Consider the following 23,801-nt stretch of genomic DNA (forward strand, 5'->3'; position numbering starts at 1 on the left):
ATGCGAAGCGTTTCCACTCTTCATCCCCGCTCACCGCGCACTCCGCACTGCGCACGGGTCAGTAGGTGGCGCGGCCGCCACTGATGTCGTAGGCGGCGCCGGTGGAGAAGCTCACCTTGTCGGAGGCGAGCCAGGCGGCCAGTTCCGCGACCTCTTCGGCCCGGCCCACGCGTTTCATGGGGATGAGGCTCGTGATGTGCGCCAGCACCTCAGGGGACGTGTCATCGTTCATCGGCGTCTCGATGACGGCGGGGACGATGGCGTTGACGAGAACTCCGCTCGTCGCCAGTTCCTTGCCGAGCGATTTTGTCATGGCGATGACCGCGGCCTTTGACGCGGAGTACGCGGAGAGGTTCGGGTTTCCGTCTTTGCCGGCCATGCTCGCGAAGTTGACGATGCGGCCCCACCCCAGTTCCTGCATTCCTGGCACGAAGGCGCGACACAGATTGAAGGTGCCGGTGACGTTCACAGCGAAGACCTTCTGCCATTCTGCGTCGCTGACCTCCCAGAGTGGTTTGTTCGGGCCGACGATCCCGGCGCAGTTGATGAGGATGTCGATCGAGCCGAGCTCTGCCGCGGCGGCGTTGACCGCTGCGGAGTCGGAGACGTCGACGACGACGTCTGCGCCTGGGGCGAGGTCGAATCGGATCACCTTCACGCCCTCGTCGGCGAGGCGGGTTGCCGTTGCGGCGCCGAGGCCGCTCATTCCTCCGGTGATCACTGCAGTCCTGGTCATGATGTCGCCTTCTTCTGTTCGGTGGGCCGGGTCGCTCGTTCGAGGGTCTCGAGGAGATGTTCGTATTCGTGTCCGGTCGCTCGGGTGAGTCCGAGCTCACACGTGCGGTTAGTCGAGGCATAAGCGTCGAAGTCCCGCGTGTTGACGGCGGCGGCTTCCATTGCGGTGGCGGAGGCGGTCAGCTCGGGATGCAGCATGCCGCGGTCGCCGGCGAAGGCGCAGCATCCCCAGCCGTCGGGGATGACAACCTCCGCGGCGATCGTCTCGGCAATGCGCGACAGGGCATCGTTTGTGCCCAGGTGGGTCGATGAGCAGGTCGGATGCAGAGCGAGCGAACCCACGGGTGCCGTGACGCTCAGTGAGCCGAGCACGCGCTCGTCGATGAATTCGACGGCGTCGATGATGCGGAGGCCCGGGAAGCGCCCGTCGCTGGATCCAATGAGGCGTTCGACGCCTTCGGTGCAGGACGCCGCGTCGCAGACCACGGGGATGCGACCGTGATCGGATGCTTCCCAGAGAGCGGGAAGTACGCGTTCGCGCATCTCTTCGTAGCCGTCGGTGAGCCCCTTGGACTTCCAGGGGGTGCCGCAGCACATGCTCGCTATGCCATCGGGGATTGTCAGCTTCACGTCGGTGCGGTCGCACAGATCAAGGAACGCGCGGGTCACGCCCGGTGCGCCGACGGCCGGCCCGAACATTGTTCCGATGCAGGCCGCGAAGTAGACCACCTCGGGTGCGTCGTCGTGGCGGGGCAGACGGGGGACTCCGCCAGCGGGTAGGTCCTTCTCCCACAGCGGCACGGTGTCGGCGCCGACGATCTTGCGTGTGAATGCGGCTGCGCCCGTAACGAGGGGGGCGGGAAGCTTCTTGACTGCGCTGAGGGCGATGCCACCCGCACGGGCTGTCGCACCCCAGTGCTGGGCCGCAACTTTCCAGCCAGCCTGTTCGACGGGGTTACGCTGTTCCTTGCGTAGTCGTCGCACGAGATCGCCGGTGTCAATGAGTACCGGGCAGGCTGTGGCGCACATTCCGTCGACGGCGCAGGTGTCGACTCCGTCGTACTGATAGTCCTTCTGCAGGCTCGTCAGCAGCTCGGTGTCGCCAGCAGCCTCCGCGTCTGCCATCTCGCGGCGGAGGACGATGCGCAGGCGGGGCGTGAGGGTGAGGTCCTTGCTGGGGCAGACGGGTTCGCAGTAACCACACTCGACGCAGCGGTCGACCTCTTTCTCGACGGTTGGGGTGACCTTCAAATTGGAGATGTGTGAGGCAGGGTCTTCGTTGAGCAGTACCCCCGGATTCAGCAGGCCGGAGGGGTCGATGAGTCGCTTGGTCTCCTGCATGATGCCGAACAGTTCGTCGCCGTACTGGCGGCGCACGAACGGCGCCATGACGCGGCCGGTTCCGTGCTCTGCCTTCAAGGTGCCGTCGTGGGCGAGAACGAGGTCGACCATGTCGTCTGTGAAGGCAATGTAGCGGTCGAGGGACGATGTGTCACGGAACCGCTCGTTGAGCATGAAGTGGATGTTGCCGTCTTTGGCGTGGCCGAAGATGACGCTGTCCTCGTAGTCGTGCTTGTCGAACAGCTCCACCAGTTGGGTGCAGGTGTCGAGCAGTGCTGGCACGGGGACGGCGATGTCTTCGAGCAGTGCGGTGGTGCCTGACGGGCGATTGCCGGCGACGGTCGCGTAGAGGCCCTTCCGGATATGCCACAGCGCGGCGCGGGTCTTGGGGTCGGGGCTGAGTGCCGCGCCGGACACAAGGGGGAGGCGTTCGAGCAGGGCGCGGGAGCCCTCGACGCGGTCGGCGAGGAGCTCTTTCGAGTCGGTCTGGTGTTCGACGAGAAGTGCGGCGTGCCCGTCAACGGGCAGATCGAGCAGACTGCCGATGGCCTGTGGGTCGCGTTGCGCGACCCGCAACGAGGTGGCGTCGAGCAGTTCGATTGTGGAGAAGCCGGATGCCACGAGTTCGGGGAGGGCGCCGGTCGCGTGGTCGAGGCTGTCGAAGATCAGGAACCCGGTCGCCAGGTGCGAGAGGGCAGGGAGGGTCCGGAATGTCGCCTCGGCGACGAAGGCGAGGGTGCCCTCGCTGCCGATGACGAGATGCAGCAAGATCTGGATGGCGGTGTCGTGGTCGACGAAGGAGTTGAGTCCGTAGCCCATGGTGTTCTTGATGGAGTAGAGCTTCTCGATTGTCGCGAGGGATGCGGGGTTCGCGCGTACCCGGTCGCGCAGCCGCAACAAGCCTGTATGAAGGGCCGGTTCGAACGCGCGCAGCCGCTCGTCGGCATCCGCGTCCTTCGTATCGATGACGGTGCCGCTCGGCAAGACGAGAATGGCGGACTCGAGCGTGCGGTAGCTGTTGAACTCCGTGCCGCAGGCCATGCCGCTGGAATTGTTCGCGACGACGCCGCCGATCGTGCACGCGCCCTCGCTGGCCGGATCGGGTCCGAGCTTGCGTTTGTAGGGGGAGAGGCGCGCATTGACTGCACGCACCGTGGCGCCGGGCTGTACTCGTACACGCAGACCGCCGTCGAGCACGTCGATGTCGCGGAAATTGCGCCGGGTGTCGACGAGGACCCCGGCGGATGACGCCTGACCGCTGAGGCTCGTTCCGCCGGACCGGAAGGTCAATGGCACGCCTTGGGCGGCGCTGGCGCGCAGCAGCGCTGCGATCTGCTCAGTGCCGTCCGGGGTCACGACAGCCTGCGGAGTGAGAAGGTAGTGCGACGCGTCGTGGGCATGCCCGAGCCGGTCGGACGGCCGCGAGTGCACACCGGTGGGAACGGCCGCCTCGAGGGCGCTGAGCAGTGCGGGCTCGACGTGCGGCAGCCGCGGCGGCATGCCCAAGCTCACGCTAGTGCGACTCACGGGAGACCTTGTCGCCACTGGAGCCCAGCAGGAAGTCGAGGTCAGCGCCTGTGTCTGCCTGCATGACGTGATCGACGTAGAGGCGCTCCCAGCCGCGCTTCGGTTTCGCGAATCCATCGACGGTTGCCTTGTTGGGGGTGCGCTGGTTGAGCTCCTCCTGGCTGAGGTCGAGGGTGAGGCGGCGCCCCGGCACGTCGAGGATGATCCAGTCTCCAGTTTCGACGATTGCCAGCGGTCCGCCCGCTGCGGCCTCGGGCGTGACGTGCAGCACGACGGTGCCGTAGGCAGTCCCGCTCATGCGGCCGTCACAGATGCGCACCATGTCGCGCACTCCCTGCTCCAGCAGCTTCTTGGGGAGTGGCATGTTGGAGACTTCCGGCATGCCCGGGTAGCCCTTGGGGCCGCAGCCGCGCAGCACGAGCACCGAGTCGGCGTCGACGTCGAGATCGGGGTCGTCCATGCGGGCGTGCATATCTTCGATCGAGTCGAACACGACGGCCTTGCCGCGGTGCTGCAGCAGATGAGGGGAGGCGGCGGCCGGCTTGATGATTGCGCCGCCGGGGGCGAGGTTTCCGCGGAGCACAGCGATGCCGGCATCCGGGATCAGGGGGCTCTCGCGCACGGAGATGACTTCCTTGTCCCAAATGCGGGCCGTGTCGAGGTAGTCGACCAGCGGCTTGCCGGTAACGGTAAGGGCGGTGGGATCGAGAAGATCCTTGACCTCCCGCAGCACCGAGAGTAGGCCGCCGGCGCGCTGGAAGTCGTCCATCAGGTAGCGGCCCGCGGGCTGTAGGTTGACCAGCAGCGGCACACCCGATCCGATGGAGTCGAAGTCGTCGAGCGTGAGGTCGATGCCGAGCCGGCCCGCGATCGCGAGCAGGTGCACGACGGCGTTCGTGGAGCCGCCGATTGCGGCGAGGGTGACGATCGCGTTCTGGAAGGATCCCTTCGTCAGGAAGCTGCTCGGGCGGCGCCCGGCTGTGACGAGGTCGACGATGAGGCGCCCGGTCTCGTGCGAGTTCTCGAGTAGGCGGCTGTCGACGGCTGAGGTTCCGGCCAGCCCGGGGATGATCGTGCCGAGGGCCTCGGCGACCAGTGCCATCGTCGATGCGGTGCCCATGGTGTTGCAATGACCCTTGCTGCTGATCATCGACGATTCGCTCTTCAAGAACTCTTGCTCGCTGAGGGTGCCTCCCCGCACCTCCTCGCTGAGCCGCCAGACGTCGGTGCCACAGCCGAGGGCCGCGCCCTGGAAGGTACCGATCTTCATTGGTCCGCCCGGCACGACGATTGCGGGCAGGTCCACGGATGCCGCGGCCATCAGCAGGGCCGGGATGGTCTTGTCGCAGCCGCCGAGCAGCACAACGCCGTCAATCGGGTTCGCACGCAGCATCTCCTCAGTGGCCATCGCGGCCATATTGCGCCAGAGCATTGCTGTCGGGCGCACCTGAGTCTCGCCAAGCGACACGACGGGGAGGTTCAGGGGGATGCCGCCGGCCTCGTAGATGCCGGCCTTCACGGACTCCATCACTTCGTCGAGATGGGAGTTGCACGGGGTGAGATCGGAAGCCGAGTTCGCGATTGCGATGTGTGGGCGACCGTCGAAGGCGTTCTCGGGCAGCCCGCGCCGCATCCACGCACGGTGAATGTAGGCGTTGCGGTCGGTACCGGCGTACCACTCGGAGCTACGGTGCTCAGTCACTGCATCATCCTCTTCCGTTTGATGAAACTTATGTATAACATGTGGAACATCATGAATACTAACCCCTCCGCTGGCGAATCGGAACACCCCACCGACGAGCGCCTCGTCGGCTCCGACCGAGTGCTCGCAGTTCTCGTCGAGCTCGCAAAATATCCCGAGGGCGTGAGTCTCGACGAGGTCGCACGCGCCGTAAGCAGCCCGAAGCCGACTGTGCACCGTGCGCTGGCATCCCTGTGCCGGGCGGGATTGGCCGGAAAGGACGGCCGAGGCCGCTATCTTCTCGGTGACGAGTTTCTGCGGATGGCGTTCGCCAACCACGAGCAGCGACCCGACCACATCCGCGTTCAGCCCATTCTCGACCGGCTCGCAGCGCGCTTCGGCGAGACGGCCCACTACGCGGTACTGGACGGCTCAGACGTCGTCTACCGGGCCAAGGTCGATCCCGCCGTCGGCGCGATGCGACTCACATCAACGGTCGGCGGTCGAAATCCAGCGCATGCCACCGGCGTTGGGAAGATGCTTCTCGCGCTCAGGCTGCCCGACCTCGCATCCGTGGAGGAGTGGGTCGGCGATCGGGTGCTCGAAAAGCCCACGCCTCGCACCGCGGGCGACGCGGCTGAACTCCATCAGCAGCTCAAGCAAGTGCGCGCACACGGCTACAGCGTCGATGATCAGGAGAACGAACCGGGCGTCAATTGCCTCGCGGTCCCGCTCTACCTATCGTCTCCGAGTGAGCCAAGTGGGGCGATCAGTGTGAGCGCGCTTGCCTACCGCACTCCGTTGGTCCGACTGATTGAGGATCTGCCCGCGATCAGGGCCATCGTGAACGGTGCTTTCGGCGAGGAGCTTTCATGACTGAGTTCAGGGCCACACCGGCTTCGCACACGAGCCATGTGCTCGCCGAGGGGCCGGTTTGGAATCCGGCAACGTCCAGCGTTCTGTGGGTCGATGTGGAGGAAGGATCCGTCTTCGAAGGTCGCATCGCTGACGGAACCGTTGAACTGACGCGCCAACTCGACTTCGATGGGCGTGTGGGGGCCGCAGTGCCGGCCGATGACGGCAGCCTCCTGGTCGCTGCACACGATCGACTCGTCGTCGTCTCGAGCGATGGCGACCGCTTCGACGGCCCTGCCCTCATTGCCACTGGGGTTCTCAGCAGAGCGAACGACGGCGCGTGCGATCCCGCGGGGCGCTTCGTGGTTGGAACCCTCGCACTCGATGAGCGAGAGGGCGAGGAATTCCTCTACCGCCTGGAAGACGATGGCTCCCTGGTGGCATTGGACTCTGACCTGACACTCTCGAATGGAATCGCGTGGTCACCCGGGGGAACGGTGCTGTACAGCACCGACACGATACCCGGGATCATCTGGGCACGGGACTACGACGTCGAGACCGGCGCGGTCGGCGCGCGGCGTCAACATCTCCACATCCAAGACGGTTTCCCCGACGGCATCTGCGTCGACGCCCGCGGATACCTCTGGGTCGCCATCTGGGGGGCCGGCGAAGTACGATCCTTCAGCCCAGCCGGGATTCCCTCGGACACCGTGCGTGTTGCGGCCCCGCATGTCTCCAGCGTTGCATTCGTCGGCGACGGGCTGGATCGGCTTCTCATCACCACGGCAGCGCGTGATCTGAGTGCCGCCGAGCGGCTGGTGTACCCGGATGCCGGTCGACTCTTCCTCGCCGACGTTCAGACGACCGGCACCCCGACGACGCCCTGGGCTGCCTCGGCGCTCGTGCATCTCTGACCCTGAACTCACAATCCCACGATCTCCAGAACCACGATCTCCAGAAAGAAGAACTATGTACCTCATGCGCATCGGACCCGTTGGATCCGAGAAGCCCGTCGCACGCCTCGATGACGAGCGCTACGTCGACCTCTCCGATGTGGTCGCAGACTTCAACGAAGCCTTCTTTGCCTCCGAGTCACTCGCCGAGCTGGCAGCGACTGTCGCCAGGCGCGTGGCGGACGGGGCAATCTCTCGCTTCGCCGGCGAACGTGTTGGCGCTCCGATCGCGCGACCGCACCAGATTCTCTGCATCGGATTGAACTACAGCGATCATGCCGCCGAAACGGGCCAGGCCGTGCCGGATGAGCCCATCCTCTTCACCAAATCGCCGAACACCCTCATCGGCCCGAACGACGACGTGCGGCTGCCGCGCGGGGCCACCAAGCCCGACTGGGAGGTGGAGCTCGGAATCGTGATCGGTCGCCGAACGAGCTACCTGGATTCCGTCGATGACGCGCGGGACGCCATTGCCGGATTCGTCGTCGTCAACGACGTCAGCGAGCGCGCCTTCCAGCTCGAACGTGGTGGCCAGTGGTCCAAGGGGAAGTCGGCCGAGACGTTCAACCCGGCCGGCCCCTGGCTGGTGACGCCCGACGAAATTGATGATGTGCGTGCGCTCGGCATGTGGCTGGATGTCAACGGCATCCGTCGCCAGACCGGCTCAACCTCGACCATGATCTTTGACCCCTACTTCATCGTCCACTACCTCAGCCAGTTCATGGTGCTCGAGCCGGGCGACCTCATCAACACGGGTACGCCCCCCGGCGTCGGCATGGGATTCACGCCGCCAATTTGGCTGCAAGCCGGCGACGTCATGGAACTCGGCATCGATGGCCTCGGCGCGCAGCGCCAGACCGTGCTCGAAGCACGATAACGGCCATGCGAGCGTTCGTACTCACCGGGCCCCGTCAGTTCGAGGTTCAGGATGTCGCACCGCCCACCGCCGGTGCCGGCAGTGTCGTGATCGACGTGCACCGGGTTGGCGTGTGCGGCACGGATGTCGAGTTCTACACGGGCGAAATGCAGTACTTGCACGAGGGGCACGCCGAGTACCCCATTCGGCTCGGACACGAGTGGATGGGGGTCGTCGCCGCCGTTGGGGATGGAGTCGACCCGGCCTGGCTCGGACGAAGAGTGACCGGCGACACGATGCTCGGCTGCGGTACCTGCCGGCGGTGCACGCAGGGCAACCAGCACGTGTGCGAGTTCCGCTTCGAGGTCGGGGTTCGCAACGGATTCGCCGGCGCCCTCGCGGAGCAGCTGGCGATGCCGGTCACAGCGCTACACGCACTGCCGGACTCCGTGGACGACACCCTGGGCGCCTTGGTGGAGCCCGGAGGAAACGCTTTGCGCTCGACGTGGGGCGCCAAGCTCCGCGCAGGCGACCGGGCCCTGGTGCTGGGGCCGGGCACCATTGGGTTGCTCGTCGCGATGTTTGCTCGCTCGGCTGGAGCGGAGGTGCATCTCATGGGCCGGTCCCCACGCTCGCTTGAGTATGCGAGAACGCTGGGATTCGATGGCGTCTGGACGGAGGAAGATCTGCCCGAGCTTTCATGGGATGCCGTCATCGACGCCTCGAACGCACCTTCACTGCCTGGAAAGGCGCTGGATCTGGTCGAACCCGCAAAGCGCGTCGTATACGTCGGACTGGCGGGTAGCCCGAGCCTCATCGACACCCGCACCCTCGCGCTGAAAGACGTGACGGCCGTCGGTATTCTCAGCGCCTCGCCCGGCCTTGCCGGCACCATCGAGAAGTATGCGTCCGGGGAGGTCGATCCGCGATCCGTCGTTGCTGCCACCGTCGGCCTGGAGCAGGTCGGTGACGTCCTAGCCGGTTGGCGCCCGGACGGCGCGGGCGCCGGTCCCAAGATGCACGTCGATCCGCGAATCTAAGTGGAGTGGAGTGACGGGCTGCTCCAGCGGGCGATCAGTGTGAGGTGCGCGCCAGCCCGCTGAGGGTCCCTCTTGCCCGCGGGAGGACGGCCGCGGACGCCGTTTGGGCTGGAGCGGTGACGAGGCTGGCCCACCCTCGCCAGCCTCGCCCAGACCTCCGCAAAGGTCGGCGGCACTTGCCTCGTTTTCAGCCGAGCGACACGGTCATCAGGCCGTCTCGCGATCGAGCACGCGAAACTGGATGAGCTGATCCGGAGAATTCACGGGATCACCGGTGATGCCTGCGATAATCCCGGCGACTGTGCCGTGGGCGGCGTCGGCGACGGGGTAGTCAATAGTACTCAGGCGCGGAACCATGACCCGCGACAGTGGGGTATTGTCCATTCCTACCACAGCGACGTTGTCCGGAATTTGGCGTCCGCGAATGATGGCGGCCGACACTATTGATGCGGCGACATCGTCGTTGTAGCACGCTATGGCGACGGGCAAGTCGCCTAGGGAGTCAAGCGCCGCGAGAGCTTCGATGCGATCGATGCCCAGTCTGAGTGAAACTGGTTCCGGGAGGCCCCGGTCGCGGCACTCGTCGCGGACGCCCTCCTCCCGGCTGTCGGCGAAAAGCTCCTGTCGGCTGTCAATAAGGTGAGCGAAGGCCAGGCGGCGGTGGCCTTTATCGTAGAGATATCGCGCCTGCATTCGCCCGATGTTGTAGTCAACACTTCCCTGATCAGCTGAGGTCGTCGGGTCGAAGCCCTCCACTCCCCGAGCTTGCATGATCTGTCGCTCCTGCGCTGTGAACGGCATGTAAGACAGTACCGCGCGAGGATTCAACGTCGAGATGATCCGGTCGAACGAATCTGCTGAAGGGGTGGAGAACCGCAGCACAAGGATAAGCCCGTGCTGCGCCAGCTCGTCGGTCGCCTGCTCGAAGATGTTTTGAAGATTGCCGCCGAATGTCGTGTTGGGCAGGAAGGCGATCACAAGATCGCTGGTGCCGCGGACTAGACTCCTCGCCGCGGCCGACGGCTGGTAACCCAGATCTCGCGCGGCCTGCTCGACCTTCTCGCGAGTAGCGGGTGAGAATTTATGACCCCTCCCGTTGAGGACCTCGCTCACCGTCGACCGGGAGACCCCTGCGCTGCGAGCGACATCGCGACTCGTGGTGACCACCGCGTCCTCCTGCACCATGTAACCGGACTTTGATCCTACAACCACATATTGTTACGTGACAATGACGATGGCGGCGTGTATTGTCACGTAACAACACCCGTTCAAAACAATGGAGTTCTGATCTATGGCACCGAAATATTCAGACGACTCACCGTCGCCGCTCTCCGACCCTCAGGCCTACGAGCTGCCGCTCAATCAGGCAGGAACGATCGGGGTCGGAGCGGAGCGCATCAATGACGCGATGAGCGAAACTGCCGATAGTGCCCTGCCGAAGCTGCGGGCTCGCTACCTTTGGGTGATTTACATCGCCCAACTGACGTTGTATATCGCGTGGATAGTTCCCATTGCATTCTCGCTAGCGATCCGAGTGGATCAGATTGCCCCAGACAACCGCGACTCAATTCTCGCTCTCGCGGTCGGCCTTCCTGGGTTGTTTGTCGTTATCGGCACCCCGCTTGTTGGGATTTTCAGCGATCGGACACGTTCGCGTTTCGGCCGTCGTCGCCCATGGCTTCTACTCGGCAGTTTCTTGGGGCTCGTTGGCTCAGCCGTGATCGCGCTTACCGGTGATGTAGCCGGCCTCATCGTCGGCTGGTGCATCGCCTACACCGGGTACGGCATCGCCGCATCAATGATCAATACTCACTTGGGTGACAACTTGCCGGCGGTGCAGCGCGGCCGAGTCATGGGCATTCTCGGCGCGACCACGCAGATCGCCCCAATCCTCGGTGTCGCCGTAGCCGGGTCGATGGCCTCCAGCCCGATCGCACTGTTCCTGCTACCCGCAACAATTGCCTTTGTCGGCGGGCTCTTCTTTGTTGTGATCATGCGCGACCCGCAGGTCACCACCCCTCGTCCGGCGCTGCGACTGTCGAAAGTCTTTGAGGGCTTTTACTTCAATCCGCGCCGGTACCCGAATCTCGCCTGGGTGTGGATCAGCAAAGCATGCGTGTTCCTCGCGATCTCGATGGCCGGTCTTTACGGCGTCTACCTCCTCAGCTCGCGGCTAGGCCTCACCACGGCCGAGGTCGGCGGCGTGGTCGCACTCGCCGGACTCATGGGCGTCGGCGCCGGGATTCTCGGAGCCATCGGCTCCGGTTACCTGTCAGACAAACTAAAAACGCGCAAACCATTCCTGGTCTTCAGCGCCGTGGCAATCGGCGTGAGCATGGTCATCACCGGGACCTCCGCGACCTTGGTGCAGTACATCGTGGGTGCTGTCGTTCTGTCGCTATCGATCGGTGTGTACGGGGCAGTAGATCAGGCTCTGGCCTTGGACGTCCTTCCACGCGACACTGACGAGAACGGCCGCTTCCTAGCCATCATCGGCATCGGTAGCACGCTGCCGCAGGCGATCGGTCCGTTCGCCGCCGGATTTGCCCTCGCCCTCGGGTCGGGGAACTACACCGTCGTCTACATCGTCGGCGCAGTTATCGCAGTATGCGGAGCCCTCTTCATCATCCCAATCACAGCCGGGCGTCGAGCCGATCTCGAAACCCACAGCATTCAGGTCATGGGATAGCCGCCAGGCTCGCCGCACGCCCATCCCCTCACACTCACACTCACACTCACACTCACACTCACACTCACACTCGGAGCGCCTGTGACTCGAATATCGTTCAACGCCAACTGGACCGTCCGTCCCAAAGTCAGCCCATACGCCCAGCTGCAGGGCCAGCATCAAGATGCCACGGCCATCACCCTCCCTCACGATGCGCTTATTCGCGCCGCTCGCGTGGCTGACGCCCCCACCGGTGGCCGTAACGCATACTTCCCGGGCGGCGTCTTCGAGTACGAGAAGACCTTCGATGTTCCCGCGGGCAACACCGAGTTGCGGATGGCGGTCGAGTTCGACGGTGTCTACCGCGACGCCATGGTCTTCGTGAACGGCGTCTTTGCCGCGCAGCGCCCCAATGGGTACAGCGCTTTCGTGGTCGAGCTGGATCCTTATCTTCTCTATGGGCAGCCCAACACCATCCGAGTCGACGCGCGATCGCACGACGACTCGCGCTGGTACACCGGAGCAGGGATTTACCGCAACACCACTCTGATCGTGACCGATCCGGTGCACGTCGCCGACCACGGAATCCGGGTCACCACCCCCACGATCGAACCGGGCCACGCGGTCACGGTTGTCGCGACGCAAGTCGAGAACGGGCGCCGTCATAGAGTGACGGCGACCTTAACTACGGAACTGTTGGACGACACCGATAGGGTCATCAATCTAGATCGCTCTCCCGTGACCCTCCGGCCCGGTGGCTCCGCGGCGGTCCGTCAGCGTCTCCTCGTGGACCAACCGCGACTCTGGAGCGTTGACAGTCCCACGCTGTACAAGATCCGCACCACACTTGAGATCGACGGGCGAATCGCCGATGCCGTCTCCACTCCGTTCGGGATCCGGCGGATCGACGTTGACCCGGTGCGGGGCCTGCGCATCAACGGCGAGACGATCAAGCTGCGAGGGGCCTGCGTCCACCACGACAACGGTCTCTTGGGGGCTGCCACGATTTCGCGGGCCGAGGAACGCCGGATCGAGCTGCTGCGCGCGGCCGGCTTTAATGCGATCCGGAGCTCTCACAATCCCCTCAGTGAGGCAATGCTGGATGCCTGCGACCGGCTCGGCATGCTAGTCATGGACGAGACCTTCGACATGTGGCTCGAGGGGAAGTCCTCATTCGACTATTCTCTGAACTTCGCGGAGTGGTGGGAGCGTGACGTTGAGGCGATGGTGCAGCGGGACTTCAATCACGCGAGCGTCATCTTCTATTCCATCGGCAATGAGATCCTCGAGACTGGGGACCCCCTGGGCTCCGAGTGGGGCCGGCGCCTCGCCGAAAAGGTTCGATCCCTGGACGACACCCGCCTCGTCACGAACGGCGTGAATGGCTTCGTCTCGGTGCTCCGGGATGTTGTTGAAATGATGGGCGCGGCCGGCGGCGACCAGGGAGCAGCCGGCGGCGTAAACGACGCGATGACATCGGCCGCCGATTTCATGAATCAGGTCAGCGCGTCCCCGTTGGTCACCGAGAGGACCGCAGAATCGTTCTCGATTCTCGACGTAGCCGGGCTCAACTACGGTGACGGCCGCTACGTGCTGGATCGGGATCTCTTCCCCAACCGTGTCATCGTGGGCTCTGAAACCTTCCCGACGAAGATCGCCGAATACTGGCGGCTGGTGTTGGAGAACAGCCACCTGATCGGAGACTTCACCTGGACAGGCTGGGACTATCTGGGCGAAGTGGGCGTCGGCCGGGTCCGATACGCCGACGATCCGCAGGTCTTCGAAGCTCCCTACCCGTGGATCACCTCATGGACCGGAGATATCGACATCACGGGCGTCAGGCGGTCCATGTCGTACTATCGGGAAACCGTGTTCGGGCTGCGCCACACGCCGTACATCGCGGTGCTCCGCCCCGATAACCATGGTCGAACCGTGATGCCGGGCCTGTGGTCTTGGAGTGATTCTCTGGCGAGCTGGACTTGGGACAGCCCAGCCGAAAGCCCCATCGATGTCGAGGTGTACAGCGACGCCGACGAGGTGGAGCTCTTGGTCAACGGGAAGTCGAAGGGCACGCGTCTGACCGGGTATGCCCACGACTTCATCGCCCGCTGGAACATCGCCTATGAGCCCGGAGAGATCATCGCCAGAGCAATCACCGATGGTCAGGAGGTCGCCCGGACAGTGCTCCGCACCGCTGGTCCGGCCGCCCGAATCTCAGCGACGGCCGATCGCACGCTCCTGAACGACGACCACCACGACCTCGCCTTCATCGCGATTGAGTTGCACGATGAGCACGGAGCGCTCGCCTCACAAGCCGATCGCGCCGTGAGCGTCGAGATAGAGGGATCTGGGGTGCTTCAGGCGTTCGGCAGCGGGCGGCCCGACAACGCAGAGAGCTACTCCGTCGGCCACCATACGTCCTTCGACGGACGCCTTTTGGCAATCATCCGCCCTACCGGACCGGGACAGATCGAGGTACGGGTAAGAGCAGATGGCCTGGAGCCGGCAGAACTCCTCATCGAGGTGGCTCCAGCACCCGAAAACCTGAGCGACCAGCTCCCGACATTGTGATCGCTACGAGAAGAGCAAACAGCATGGCACAGCATCCCTACCAAGACCCGACCACATCGACGAGCGTGAGGGTGGCAGACCTCCTCAGCAGGATGACGCTCGAGGAAAAAGCGGGCCAACTGACCCAGTACTTCTACTTCGGCTCCTTCGGTGAGGCGCCGGCGGATCTCGACATTGAGTCCTTGCCTCCCGAGCACCAGCTGTATGTGCGGCAACCGCAGATGGTGCGGGAAGCGGTCGCGCAGGGCTCGACTGGATCGGTGCTCTTCGTCCGCGACGCGACGACCGCGAATTTGCTCCAGCGCTCCGCAATAGAAAAGACCCGTCTCGGCATCCCGCTGATCTTCGGATTCGACGTTGTGCACGGGCACCGGACCATATTCCCGGTGCCCATCGCCCAAGCTGCCTCTTGGGATCCCGATGCGGTCGAGGCGTCACAACGAACCGCGGCGCGCGAAGCGCGCGCGAGCGGCATTCACTGGACCTTCGCCCCCATGGTCGACATCGCGCGCGACGCTCGATGGGGACGGATCATCGAGGGAGCGGGAGAGGACCCGTACCTCGGAGCAGCCCTCGCCGCAGCACAGGTTCGCGGATTCCAAGGCTCGTTCGGGCCGGAGAGCATCCTCGCAGGCCCCAAGCACTTCGCGGCCTATGGCGCGGCGCGTGGTGGCCGCGATTACGACGACGTGGAGGTCTCCGATTCGGAGCTTCGCAACGTGTACCTACCCCCGTTTGCCGCAGCGATCGAGGCCGGCGCGGTGAACATCATGAGTGCCTACATGGAACTAAACGGTGTTCCGGCCAGCGGTAACCGATGGTTGCTGCGCGACGTGCTCCGCGACGAGCTCGGCTTCACCGGGTTCGTCGTCTCCGACGCCAATGCCGTGCGCTCGCTCACCACCCAGCACTTCGCCAAAGATGCGGCTGACGCCGCGACGCGGGCGATAACCGCTGGCCTGGACATGGAGATGTGCACGATCGACCCCGCGTTCGCCTCGTTGCCGCAGGCCGTCCGCGACGGCCTCGTCGATGAGAGCATCCTCGATGAGGCCGTCGCTCGCATCCTCGTGGTCAAATTCGACCTCGGTCTCTTCGAGAATCCCTACGCGGACGAGGATGACGAACACATCGTGCTCGCCGCCTCGGAGCACCGCGATCAGGCCAGGGTGATGGCAGAGAAGTCTGCTGTGCTCCTGAAGAACGACGGGCTGCTGCCGCTGGACCTCGACTCGCTGAACTCGATCGCCGTGATCGGCCAGCTCGCCGACAGCAAGCGGGAGACCCTCGGGCCCTGGGTGTTCGCCCACGACACCGAGGAGACGGTCACTGTTGTCGAGGGCATCCGATCCCGCGTCGCAGACAGCGCTGCGGTGCGCTTCGCGGCCGGGGCCGGGATCCCGTCGCGTGTCTTTCCCTCGATGTTCGACGGTCAGGACGCCGATGTCGTCAACACCCCGGAGGACTACGACGACGATAACGCGATCGAGGAGGCGGTCGCCCTCGCCGCCCAGTCGGACGTGGCCGTGGTCGTCGTCGGACAGCAGCAGAGCCAGATTGGCGAGAACGCCTCAACCTCGACCTTGTCATTACCCGGCCGCCAGCTCGAGCAGCTCCAGCGGATTGCCGAAACAGGAACCCCAGTAGTCCTGCTCGTCATGTCTGGACGGCCCCTCGACCTGCGCTGGGCGGACGAGCATATCGCCTCGATCCTCGAGATCTGGTACCCGGGAACCCGAGGAGGGGATGCTGCGGCGGCGCTGCTCTTTGGCGACGCGTCCCCTGCCGGCCGACTTCCCTTCACCTGGCCACGTCACGTCGGCCAGGTGCCGATGATCTCCTCCTACTTGCGCACCTTTCAGCCTGAGAACCAAGAAAAGCGCTACTGGGACGAGGAATCCTCCGCCCTATATCCGTTCGGTCATGGCCTCAACTACGCGACGATCACCTACGGCGCGGTGCAGCTTGACTCCGACACGATCGAGGTGGGCGGTACCGTCTCTGTGAAAGTGGATGTCACCAACACCTCAAGCAAGCCACAAGACGAGGTCGCCCAGCTCTACATCCACCAGCGCCACGGACGCGCGGCACGCCCCGTCCGCGAGTTGAAGGGATTTCACCGGGTACGGCTGGAAGCTCATGAGACCCGTGCCGTCACCTTCACCCTCGGCCCCGATCAGCTCCGCTACTGGAGCGCCGCCGACCGCGAGTGGGTGCAGGACCCCACCACCATCGAGCTCGGTGTCGGCCCCTCGTCAGCGACCACGCTCGACACCACTCTCACTGTCACCCCGGCCCGCAACCGCTAACCACAGCAGAACAGACAGGAAAAGCAATGAACGGACTCGAAGGAAAAGTCATCGTCTTCGCCGGAGCCGGTGGCCTCGCAGATAGCACGGCCCGCCACCTTGGCGCCGGCGGCGCGACTGTCGTCGCTGGCGACATCAATCCCGACTCGGCCGAACGATGCGCCGCCGCAGCCCGGGGGGCCGGTGGAGACGGCGCCTTCGCGCGACTGGACATATCCGACCAGGCCGATGTCACATCGCTCATCGACCTCGCACTGACCCGGTTCGGTCGCATCGACGGCCTCTTCAACGTCGCCGCGAATATCGCTCCCTCCGAAGTCGCGAAAGACACCGACGTCGTCGATATCGACCTCGCCGCTTGGCAGCGGAGCCTCGACGTGAACCTCACCGGTTACCTCTTGACGCTCAAGGCCGCACTGCCGCACATGATTGCCGGTGGCGGCGGATCCGTGGTGAACACCATGTCCGGGGCCGTCTATGCCGGTATGGCCGATAAGGTCGCCTACTCCGTCACCAAGGCCGGGATCGGAGCACTCACGCGGCATGTCGCCCGTCGCTACGGCAAGGACCGGATTCGGTCGAACGGCATCGCGCCCGGGATGGTGCTCACCGAACAGACCCAACAGAATCTCCCCGAGAGCTACCGCGACCTGATTCTCCAGTCGACGCCGGCGCCCCGCCTCGGAGAGCCCGACGACATCGGCGCGACGGTCGCATTCCTGCTTTCCGACCTGTCCGAATGGACGACCGGACAGATCCTTTGTGTCGATGGCGGCACCACGATGCGCAACTGAGCTGCTCGTCCGGCGACCATGGACCACCCCTCATCGAACAAACGAAGACCACATGGGCAAGCTCGCATCGCGGACCCGTCCGAAAGATTCCCGACCCTAATCAGTAGAAATGATCCAGATGAATCCGTTGGCAAGACTTGTCGAGAAGAGCCTGATGCTCCCGGGTCGACAGATGAAGGAGTCACAGTTTGAGCTACTTCACCCCCGCGGCGGCCACATCCTCTTCCTTGGTGACAGCATCACCGAGGGAGGAGCATGGCAGGAATGGTTCCCGAAACAACAGGTGCTCAACAGAGGGATCGGCAGCGACACAAGCGCTGGGGTGCTCAATCGACTGGAGGTTGCGCTTCGCGGGGACCCGTCGAAGGTCTTCCTGCTAATTGGAACCAACGATCTAGGGCTCGGTGTCGGGCGCGAGACGGTCCTCCAAAACGTCAGTCGGATAGTTGACCGAATAGTCGGCCACACCACAGCGACTGACCTCGTGCTGCAGAGTGTCATGCCCAGGCACGCTCGTTACGCATCTCGCATCCGCGCCCTGAACGCGTCGTATAGAGAACTTGCCGACGATGCAGGCGCAACGTTCTTGGACCTCTGGCCAACGCTTAGCGATAACCGAGGTGGACTACTAGAGCAGTTCACGCGCGACAACTTGCATCTGAACGGTGCAGGTTACGAGGCCTGGGTGTCCGTGCTCTCACCCTTGATAGTCCGCCGCGAAGAAAATATATCCGGCTAGAGACAGTGCGACAGAAGCGTCGCCCGCGCCTCGAGCAGACGCCGCAGCAAGCTCGTCACCCTAGTATCCAGGTTCCCGATCGATCGTGACCCGATGCTTAGCTCGGGCATTCCTTCGCACCCAATTCGACGATCGTGCAGGTAGAGATCAAGCATCGTCATCGTTCGTGTTGCCATCACCGGTCGGATACGCCAGCGTCACGGTGATACCTAACTCGTTAAGCGTTCGGAACAGCACTCCGAGGCCGAGCTGGGGCACCTCCAGTTCTGGGCCCGTGGTCAGAACACTCCCACCCGTTCGCGCAACGCCGCCGTGCTGCTCAAGCTCTGCGCCGGTGCCGGTCTTTGGGCGAGCGAGGTCTGCGAGCTCCGCCGTGGCGACACAACAATGGACGCAGACGGGACTCTCGTCACCGTGCGCGGCGACAACGCCCGGCAGGTGCCACTGCTCGGCCGCTGGGAGGACGACCTCCTGCACGCCATCGGCACGCTCGAACCCGAAGACCGGGTGTTCGGGAGCCGGAGCAGGGCCCGCAAGGGCAGGAACCTCGTCAACACCTTTGTCGCCAACAGCGTGCTCTCCCCGCAGCGGCCGCGTCCCCAGACGAACCGCATGCGCGCCACCTCGCTAGTGACGCACCTGGCAGCCCGCACAGACATTCGCGTTCTGATGACCGCCAGCGGGGTCGGCAAGTTCGAGAACCTCGCCCGACTGCTGCAGTACGTTCCTGCGCTTGACACTGCCGAGTACCGCCGGATGCTGCGCAAGGAGGCCGGCTGACGGCGCTCAGCGAAATTCCCCAGTCCTGCTCATCGAAGCTCCCCGGGTCGCGGGGTTAGACCAGCGGAAGTTTGTGCCGGTTGTCACGCGGCGTAGCTCGACGGATGCGGCGGCGTGGTTGCGGAGCCGGTAGGAGGCGCCGTCGAGGGTGACGACAACGGATCGGTGCAGGAGCCGGTCGAGCATCGCGGCAGCGACGGTGGTGTCGCCGAGGATCTCGCCCCAGGCGCCAACGGGCCGGTTCGTGGTGATCACGATCGACGTTTTCAGGTAGCGCTGGTTGATGACTTGGAACAGTGCCGACGCGGCCTCGGTGGGCAGTGGCAGGTAGCCGAGTTCGTCGATCACGAGCAGCGTCGGACCGGCGAAGAACCGCATCATCGTGCCCCACTTGCCCTCGATCGCGGCGCGGTGGCAGCGGGCGGCGAGGTCAGCGGCAGAGGTGAAGTAGGTGCGGTAACGGGCCGTCACGGCGGCGTGACCGAGGCCGGTCGCGATGTGTGTTTTGCCTACTCCGGGCGGCCCGATCAGGAGCACGTTTGTCGAGGTCTCGAGGTAGCGGCAGGTGCCGAGCTCGGCGAGCAGAGACTGGTCGATTCCGGAGGCGGCGTCGTGAACGCTACGCGCATTAGCGTCGTGTCCCAGAAACACGAAAATCCTCACCCTGTTGGGCGAGGATTTTAGACAAGGTCAGCCCCAGATCGAATTTCATTAATTCAATCGCTACAAAAGCTGAACTACTCGTACGGAACCTTCTTTGATGCTCATCGCCTGGCGATTCCGGTGCGGGACATTGCGCCGATCATCGCCATCGTCTCGGTGCTCGGCATTGGGGCCTCGACCCTAGGCGCGCTCGTCGGTGGGAGCTGGTCAGACAGGCTGGGGCGTCGGCGGCCGTTCATCCTCGGCGCCGCCCTGCTCTTTGCCGGTGGGGCCGCGCTGATGGCCTTCGCCGAGGCCTTCCCGGTTCTACTGTGCGGAGCCGCGCTGTCCTCGCTCGGCGTGGCGATGTTCCTCGCCGTGAACCAGGCGATGGTTCTGGACGTGCTGCCGCATCGCGAGACACAGTACGGACGTTTCATGGCTATCACTGCATCCTCGCAGAAGATCCCCAGCGCCATTGCGCCGATGCTCGCTCCGCTCATTCTCGCGATCGGCTCCGCGAGCGCCACCAATTACACCGCGCTCTACCTGATCACGGGGTCGCTCGTGGTCGTGGGCGGCGCCATCATCGTGACCAAGGTGCACTCGGTGCGTTGACCGCACGCGTGGCTTTCAGGTGGGCGCCCGCTTGGGCGGACATCAGGTCTGATCCGCGATGGCACGCTCTATCAAGCCGAGCGGCGCCTCACTGCTTGACAAGCATCAGATGGGCACGCGTACCATCTGGCAAGACCCTGACGGCGGCCCGGAACGAGACTTGATGCGCGCACGTTTATTCAACGTTTATTCACTCCAGCTCACCCGAGGTGAGTCGAGGAGTCTCGATATGATGAGGGAACATCATGCAAGAAATCCCCAGTCAGGTCTAGATTACTCGAGGTCACTCGAGGTGGGGCGACTCGTGGGGGAGGCGCGGATGGAGTCCGCCGGTCACGGGTTCAAGTCCCGTCCGCCCTACTCACGGCCGAGAGCGGGGTCTGCAGAGGCGCTGCGGCACCCGGATTCAATTTGGCGCCTTCGCGCCCACCGTTTACCCATCACAATCAACCACAGTGAACCGGAACCGATCGGGTAGAATCTGAGGCAGCGAACCGCTTGGTTCCCTGCCAACAGTAGGGAATCCGCGAGTTCCTGAAACGATCGGTAAGGACCGGCAAATGCCCGGATCCTCCAGGGGGTCGCAGGTTCAAATCCTGTCAGCCCGACCAAAGGGCCGTTCTCGAAACTGTTCGTGAAACTGCCTCAAAGAAATCGCTCCTGATGAGAATCAGGAGCGATTTTTGTTTTGTCGGACGGTTTTGTGGGTTTTGGAGCTCGGCATTGTCTTCCGGGCAGATTCGCGGATCGTTTTCCTGCTCGTTAACGACTTTCAGGCGCACCGATGTCTTCGGTGCGCCTGGGGTTTTGCCCTCTCGGGCGGTGTTGGTGAACCGCTGAGCGGTTAGGTTCGGACGGGTGGCCCGCCGGTCTCGTCGGATGGCGTGGGTTTCACTTTGTCGGGTCGGAGAACACCCTCGGGGCAGGTATCTGTGTAAGGGTCGTGCCATTCGTAGTCGCGGCGTCGGACTCGGGCGATGGCGGGTTCGCCGAGAGCTTTCTTTCGGGCGCCGGGGCGTAGCATCGAGGTATGAGAGCTGCGCAACTGGATAAAGCCGGTGACCCGATCCGTATCGTGGACGTTCCTGAGCCCACCGCAAGCGCCGGACAAGTGCTGATCAAGGTCGCCGCGGTCGGCGTTTGCCATTCCGACCTCGCGATCCAGGCGCAGATTCCGGGTATGCCCCCGGTCCGGCACTTTCCCCTCATTCTCGGTCATGAGATCACCGGTTACGTGCATGCACTGGGCGAAGGCGTGACCGGCTTTGAGATCGGTGACGCGGTCGGCGTCTGGCCCGGCTGGGGCGACCGGACGTGTGTGGTGTGCCGGAGTGGGTACGAGCATCTGTGCCCGAACATCCAGTTCCCCGGCGTGGTCATCGATGGCGGTTGGGCTGATTTCATGCTCATTCCGCACGCCGACTACCTGATCCCGCTCGGCGACCTCGATCCGATCGTCGCCGCACCGTTGACCGATGCGGGCCTGACGTCCTTCGGCGCAGTCTCGAAGATCCTGCCGCTCCTGACCAACGCGGACACCAGCGTCATCGTGATCGGGGCCGGCGGGTTGGGACAGTTCGCCATCAAGTACTTCAAGGCCCTGACACCGACGAAGGTGATCGCACTCGACATCGAAGAGAGCAAGCGCGCCAACGCGCTCGTGATCGGTGCCGACCACGCCTTCGATTCGACAGAGGAAGACATCGCCGACAAGATCCGCGAGGTGACGACGGACAAGCTCGGCGTGACGGCGGTCCTCGATTTCGTCGGAATCGACGACACGTTGACACTCGCGGCGAACGTCGTGATACCGCGCGGACGAGTGACATTAGTGGGCATCAATGGCGGGTCGCTGCCATTCGCCTACGGAAGCACCCAACAAGAGGTACAACTGAGCACTAGCACGCTCGGCACCCGAGAAGACTTCGCAGAAGTGATCCGGCTGGCCCGAGAGAACGGGATCAACGTCAACACCACTCACTTCGACCTGGAGGACGTGAACCAGGCGCTGGCAGACCTGGCCAGCCACAAAATCCCGGAACGCGCCGTGTTGATCCTCTGACCCGGCCTGCGTAGCGGATGGCTGCCATCACGCCAGTTTTAAGCGGCGCGATGGCAGCGATCCGTTCCGCGTCTCGGTTCGCGACGCTGCGGAGCTGGTATGGCATCCCGAGATCGGGGCGGATCGCCGCGCTCAGGGGTCCCCTTGCGGTACAAAGCCCAGTACCGCGGCCGGCGCCAGATCGCCTCCAAGCGCGTCCGCTCAACGCTCCTTTCTCCAGGGTCGTTGCCGTGCGGGCACCACAATCGTGCGGACGTGCAGGACGCACCGCTGTACTCACGACCTAACGAATTCCGGAGCGAAGCGGTCGCGGATGATCGACAGCCTTGGCCGCTTGGAGTGACCTACTTGAGCGCTTCCGTTTCCTCATTCAGCAGTCCCACGCTTCTTGCAGATCGAGGGCGCCCCCGGGCTGATCGCATCTGACGCGGCCGGGCCCGGCGGCGCACCTCCTCTTCAGAGGTGATCCCACGGGTGACGGTTTCGATGCGGGTGATGAGTGCGGGCAACGGCTACAAGTATCTGCTGCGGACTGTCGCGGCCGGCGATGGCGAGAGATCGCTGTCGACTCCATCGACGAGGTACTACGCCGAGGCGGGCACGCCGCCGGGACGATGGTTGGGGAGCGGTGTGAGGTCGCTCGGCGACGGTCAGATCGTCGTCGGAGATCATGTCTCGGAGGCGCAGCTTCAGCTTCTCGTCGGGATGGGCCGCGATCCCATCACCGGTGAACCGCTTGGGAGGGCGTACCCGGCCTACACCGCTGTTGCCCAGCGGGGGCGGAGCGCGTCGACAAACTCGACCGCGGTCTCGGTGTAATCGAGCGGGCCGAGGCATCCGCTGCTATCGAAGTTGAAGAGAAAGACCGCGGCACCCGCCGAGCGGTTGCCGGTTTCGACTTCACGTTCTCCATCCCGAAATCCGCTTCGGTGCTTTGGGCGGTCGCCGACGCGGGCTCTCAGTCGCTCATCGCCGACGCCCACCACGCCGCGGTTGCGGAGATGGTTGCGTTCATGGAGCGGGAGGTTGCAGCCACCCGGACGGGTTCAACTGGACGCGACGGCGCCGTTGCCCAGGTCGATGTCACCGGGTTGATCACCACGGCCTTTGATCATTACGACTCCCGTGCCGGCGACCCCCACTTGCACACGCACGTCGTCATCAGTAACAAGGTGCGCACCACGTTCGATGAGAAGTGGCGTTCGCTTGACGGGCGTCCGATGCACGCGGCCGTCGTCGCGTTGTCCGAGCTGCACGAGGCGGTGTTCGCAATCCGTCGTGGGCGATCTCGACGGTGCCGGAGGAGATCGTCGCTGTGTTCTCCAGCCGGTCTCGGCGCATTGACATTCAGGCTCACCGCCTCGTCGAGGAATGGGCCGCGGGGCACGGGCGACAACCCTCGAACGCCACGATCATCCGGCTGCGTCAGCAGGCGAGGCTCACGACCCGTCCGGAGAAAGAGGTCAGGTCGCTTGCCGACTTGACGGCCGGATGGCGTGAGCGGGCGAGCAACTTGCTCGGTCAGGATGCAACACAGTGGGCGCGCACCGTCACGAACAACGATCCTGCCTCGCTGCGGCGCGTGCCCGGCGGGCAGGCGCCGAACGGGACGGGCGAGCTTGTAACCGCG

Annotated in this window: 16 protein-coding genes, 1 tRNA gene and 2 pseudogenes; 14 read left to right on the forward strand and 5 right to left on the reverse strand. The window is 64.3% G+C overall.

Annotated features, from left to right (window positions below; all coding sequences use genetic code 11):
• Window positions 1-58: 58 nt before the first annotated feature.
• Genes ABD791_RS00630 through ABD791_RS00640 form a run of 3 tightly spaced genes read right to left on the reverse strand, consistent with a single transcriptional unit; the run spans window position 59 to window position 5,305 of the window.
• A complete protein-coding gene (locus tag ABD791_RS00630; protein WP_345061268.1) occupies window positions 59-736 on the reverse strand; it encodes an SDR family NAD(P)-dependent oxidoreductase in 678 nt (225 codons plus the stop codon).
• Window positions 733-3,576, reverse strand: a complete 2,844-nt coding sequence (locus ABD791_RS00635) for an FAD-binding and (Fe-S)-binding domain-containing protein (protein ID WP_345064407.1) — start codon at window positions 3,574-3,576, stop codon at window positions 733-735. The genes ABD791_RS00630 and ABD791_RS00635 overlap by 4 nt, the downstream gene beginning before the upstream one ends.
• A gap of 13 nt (window positions 3,577-3,589) precedes the next feature.
• Window positions 3,590-5,305 carry a dihydroxy-acid dehydratase gene (locus tag ABD791_RS00640; protein ID WP_345061270.1) on the reverse strand — a complete coding sequence of 572 codons (1,716 nt, stop codon included), beginning with the start codon at window positions 5,303-5,305 and terminating at the stop codon, window positions 3,590-3,592.
• A gap of 51 nt (window positions 5,306-5,356) precedes the next feature.
• Here ABD791_RS00640 and ABD791_RS00645 point away from each other — a divergent pair, with 51 nt between their 5' ends.
• The 4 genes from ABD791_RS00645 to ABD791_RS00660 are packed head-to-tail and all read left to right on the forward strand — an operon-like array spanning window position 5,357 to window position 8,988.
• Window positions 5,357-6,160, forward strand: coding sequence for an IclR family transcriptional regulator (locus tag ABD791_RS00645; RefSeq protein WP_345061272.1), 804 nt, complete (start codon window positions 5,357-5,359; stop codon window positions 6,158-6,160).
• A complete protein-coding gene (locus tag ABD791_RS00650; RefSeq protein WP_345061274.1) occupies window positions 6,157-7,053 on the forward strand; it encodes an SMP-30/gluconolactonase/LRE family protein in 897 nt (298 codons plus the stop codon). Before ABD791_RS00645 ends, ABD791_RS00650 begins: the two co-directional genes overlap by 4 nt.
• 55 nt (window positions 7,054-7,108) lie before the next feature.
• Window positions 7,109-7,969: a fumarylacetoacetate hydrolase family protein gene (locus ABD791_RS00655; RefSeq protein ID WP_345061276.1), complete on the forward strand. Its 861-nt coding sequence runs from the start codon at window positions 7,109-7,111 to the stop codon at window positions 7,967-7,969.
• 5 nt (window positions 7,970-7,974) lie between these two features.
• Window positions 7,975-8,988: a zinc-dependent alcohol dehydrogenase gene (locus ABD791_RS00660; protein WP_345061278.1), complete on the forward strand. Its 1,014-nt coding sequence runs from the start codon at window positions 7,975-7,977 to the stop codon at window positions 8,986-8,988.
• Between the two features lie 207 nt (window positions 8,989-9,195).
• On the opposite strand, the gene ABD791_RS00665 is transcribed toward ABD791_RS00660, so the two are convergent.
• Window positions 9,196-10,173 carry a LacI family DNA-binding transcriptional regulator gene (locus tag ABD791_RS00665; RefSeq protein ID WP_345061280.1) on the reverse strand — a complete coding sequence of 326 codons (978 nt, stop codon included), beginning with the start codon at window positions 10,171-10,173 and terminating at the stop codon, window positions 9,196-9,198.
• A gap of 106 nt (window positions 10,174-10,279) precedes the next feature.
• Here ABD791_RS00665 and ABD791_RS00670 point away from each other — a divergent pair, with 106 nt between their 5' ends.
• The 6 genes from ABD791_RS00670 to ABD791_RS00695 all read left to right on the forward strand — a co-directional run bounded on the left by ABD791_RS00670 (window position 10,280) and on the right by ABD791_RS00695 (window position 18,849).
• On the forward strand, window positions 10,280-11,677 hold the full coding sequence (locus ABD791_RS00670; protein WP_345061282.1) for an MFS transporter: 1,398 nt from the start codon (window positions 10,280-10,282) through the stop codon (window positions 11,675-11,677).
• An 81-nt stretch (window positions 11,678-11,758) separates the two neighbouring features.
• Window positions 11,759-14,227: a glycoside hydrolase family 2 TIM barrel-domain containing protein gene (locus ABD791_RS00675; protein WP_345061284.1), complete on the forward strand. Its 2,469-nt coding sequence runs from the start codon at window positions 11,759-11,761 to the stop codon at window positions 14,225-14,227.
• Window positions 14,228-14,250: 23 nt separating this feature from the next.
• Window positions 14,251-16,536: a glycoside hydrolase family 3 N-terminal domain-containing protein gene (locus ABD791_RS00680; RefSeq protein ID WP_345061286.1), complete on the forward strand. Its 2,286-nt coding sequence runs from the start codon at window positions 14,251-14,253 to the stop codon at window positions 16,534-16,536.
• Between the two features lie 26 nt (window positions 16,537-16,562).
• Window positions 16,563-17,330, forward strand: a complete 768-nt coding sequence (locus ABD791_RS00685; protein ID WP_345061287.1) for an SDR family NAD(P)-dependent oxidoreductase — start codon at window positions 16,563-16,565, stop codon at window positions 17,328-17,330.
• A gap of 109 nt (window positions 17,331-17,439) precedes the next feature.
• Window positions 17,440-18,069 carry a GDSL-type esterase/lipase family protein gene (locus ABD791_RS00690; protein ID WP_345061289.1) on the forward strand — a complete coding sequence of 210 codons (630 nt, stop codon included), beginning with the start codon at window positions 17,440-17,442 and terminating at the stop codon, window positions 18,067-18,069.
• Between the two features lie 387 nt (window positions 18,070-18,456).
• On the forward strand, window positions 18,457-18,849 hold the full coding sequence (locus ABD791_RS00695) for a hypothetical protein (protein WP_345061291.1): 393 nt from the start codon (window positions 18,457-18,459) through the stop codon (window positions 18,847-18,849).
• Between the two features lie 6 nt (window positions 18,850-18,855).
• Here the strand turns inward: ABD791_RS00695 and istB are convergent.
• Window positions 18,856-19,461 (reverse strand): annotated as a pseudogene (istB, locus tag ABD791_RS00700) (IS21-like element helper ATPase IstB); the annotation flags it as partial.
• A gap of 171 nt (window positions 19,462-19,632) precedes the next feature.
• Here istB and ABD791_RS00705 point away from each other — a divergent pair.
• The 4 genes and pseudogenes from ABD791_RS00705 to mobF form a co-directional block, all read left to right on the forward strand.
• On the forward strand, window positions 19,633-20,109 hold the full coding sequence (locus ABD791_RS00705) for an MFS transporter (RefSeq protein ID WP_345061295.1): 477 nt from the start codon (window positions 19,633-19,635) through the stop codon (window positions 20,107-20,109).
• A gap of 294 nt (window positions 20,110-20,403) precedes the next feature.
• Window positions 20,404-20,469 (forward strand) — tRNA-OTHER (locus tag ABD791_RS00710).
• A gap of 670 nt (window positions 20,470-21,139) precedes the next feature.
• Window positions 21,140-22,171, forward strand: coding sequence for an NAD(P)-dependent alcohol dehydrogenase (locus ABD791_RS00715; RefSeq protein ID WP_345061297.1), 1,032 nt, complete (start codon window positions 21,140-21,142; stop codon window positions 22,169-22,171).
• A gap of 486 nt (window positions 22,172-22,657) precedes the next feature.
• Window positions 22,658-23,753 (forward strand): annotated as a pseudogene (gene mobF, locus ABD791_RS00720) (MobF family relaxase); the annotation flags it as partial.
• Between the last annotated feature and the right edge of the window lie 48 nt (window positions 23,754-23,801).

The organism is Glaciibacter kafniensis (assembly GCF_039538945.1).
Taxonomy (GTDB): domain Bacteria; phylum Actinomycetota; class Actinomycetes; order Actinomycetales; family Microbacteriaceae; genus Cryobacterium; species Cryobacterium kafniensis.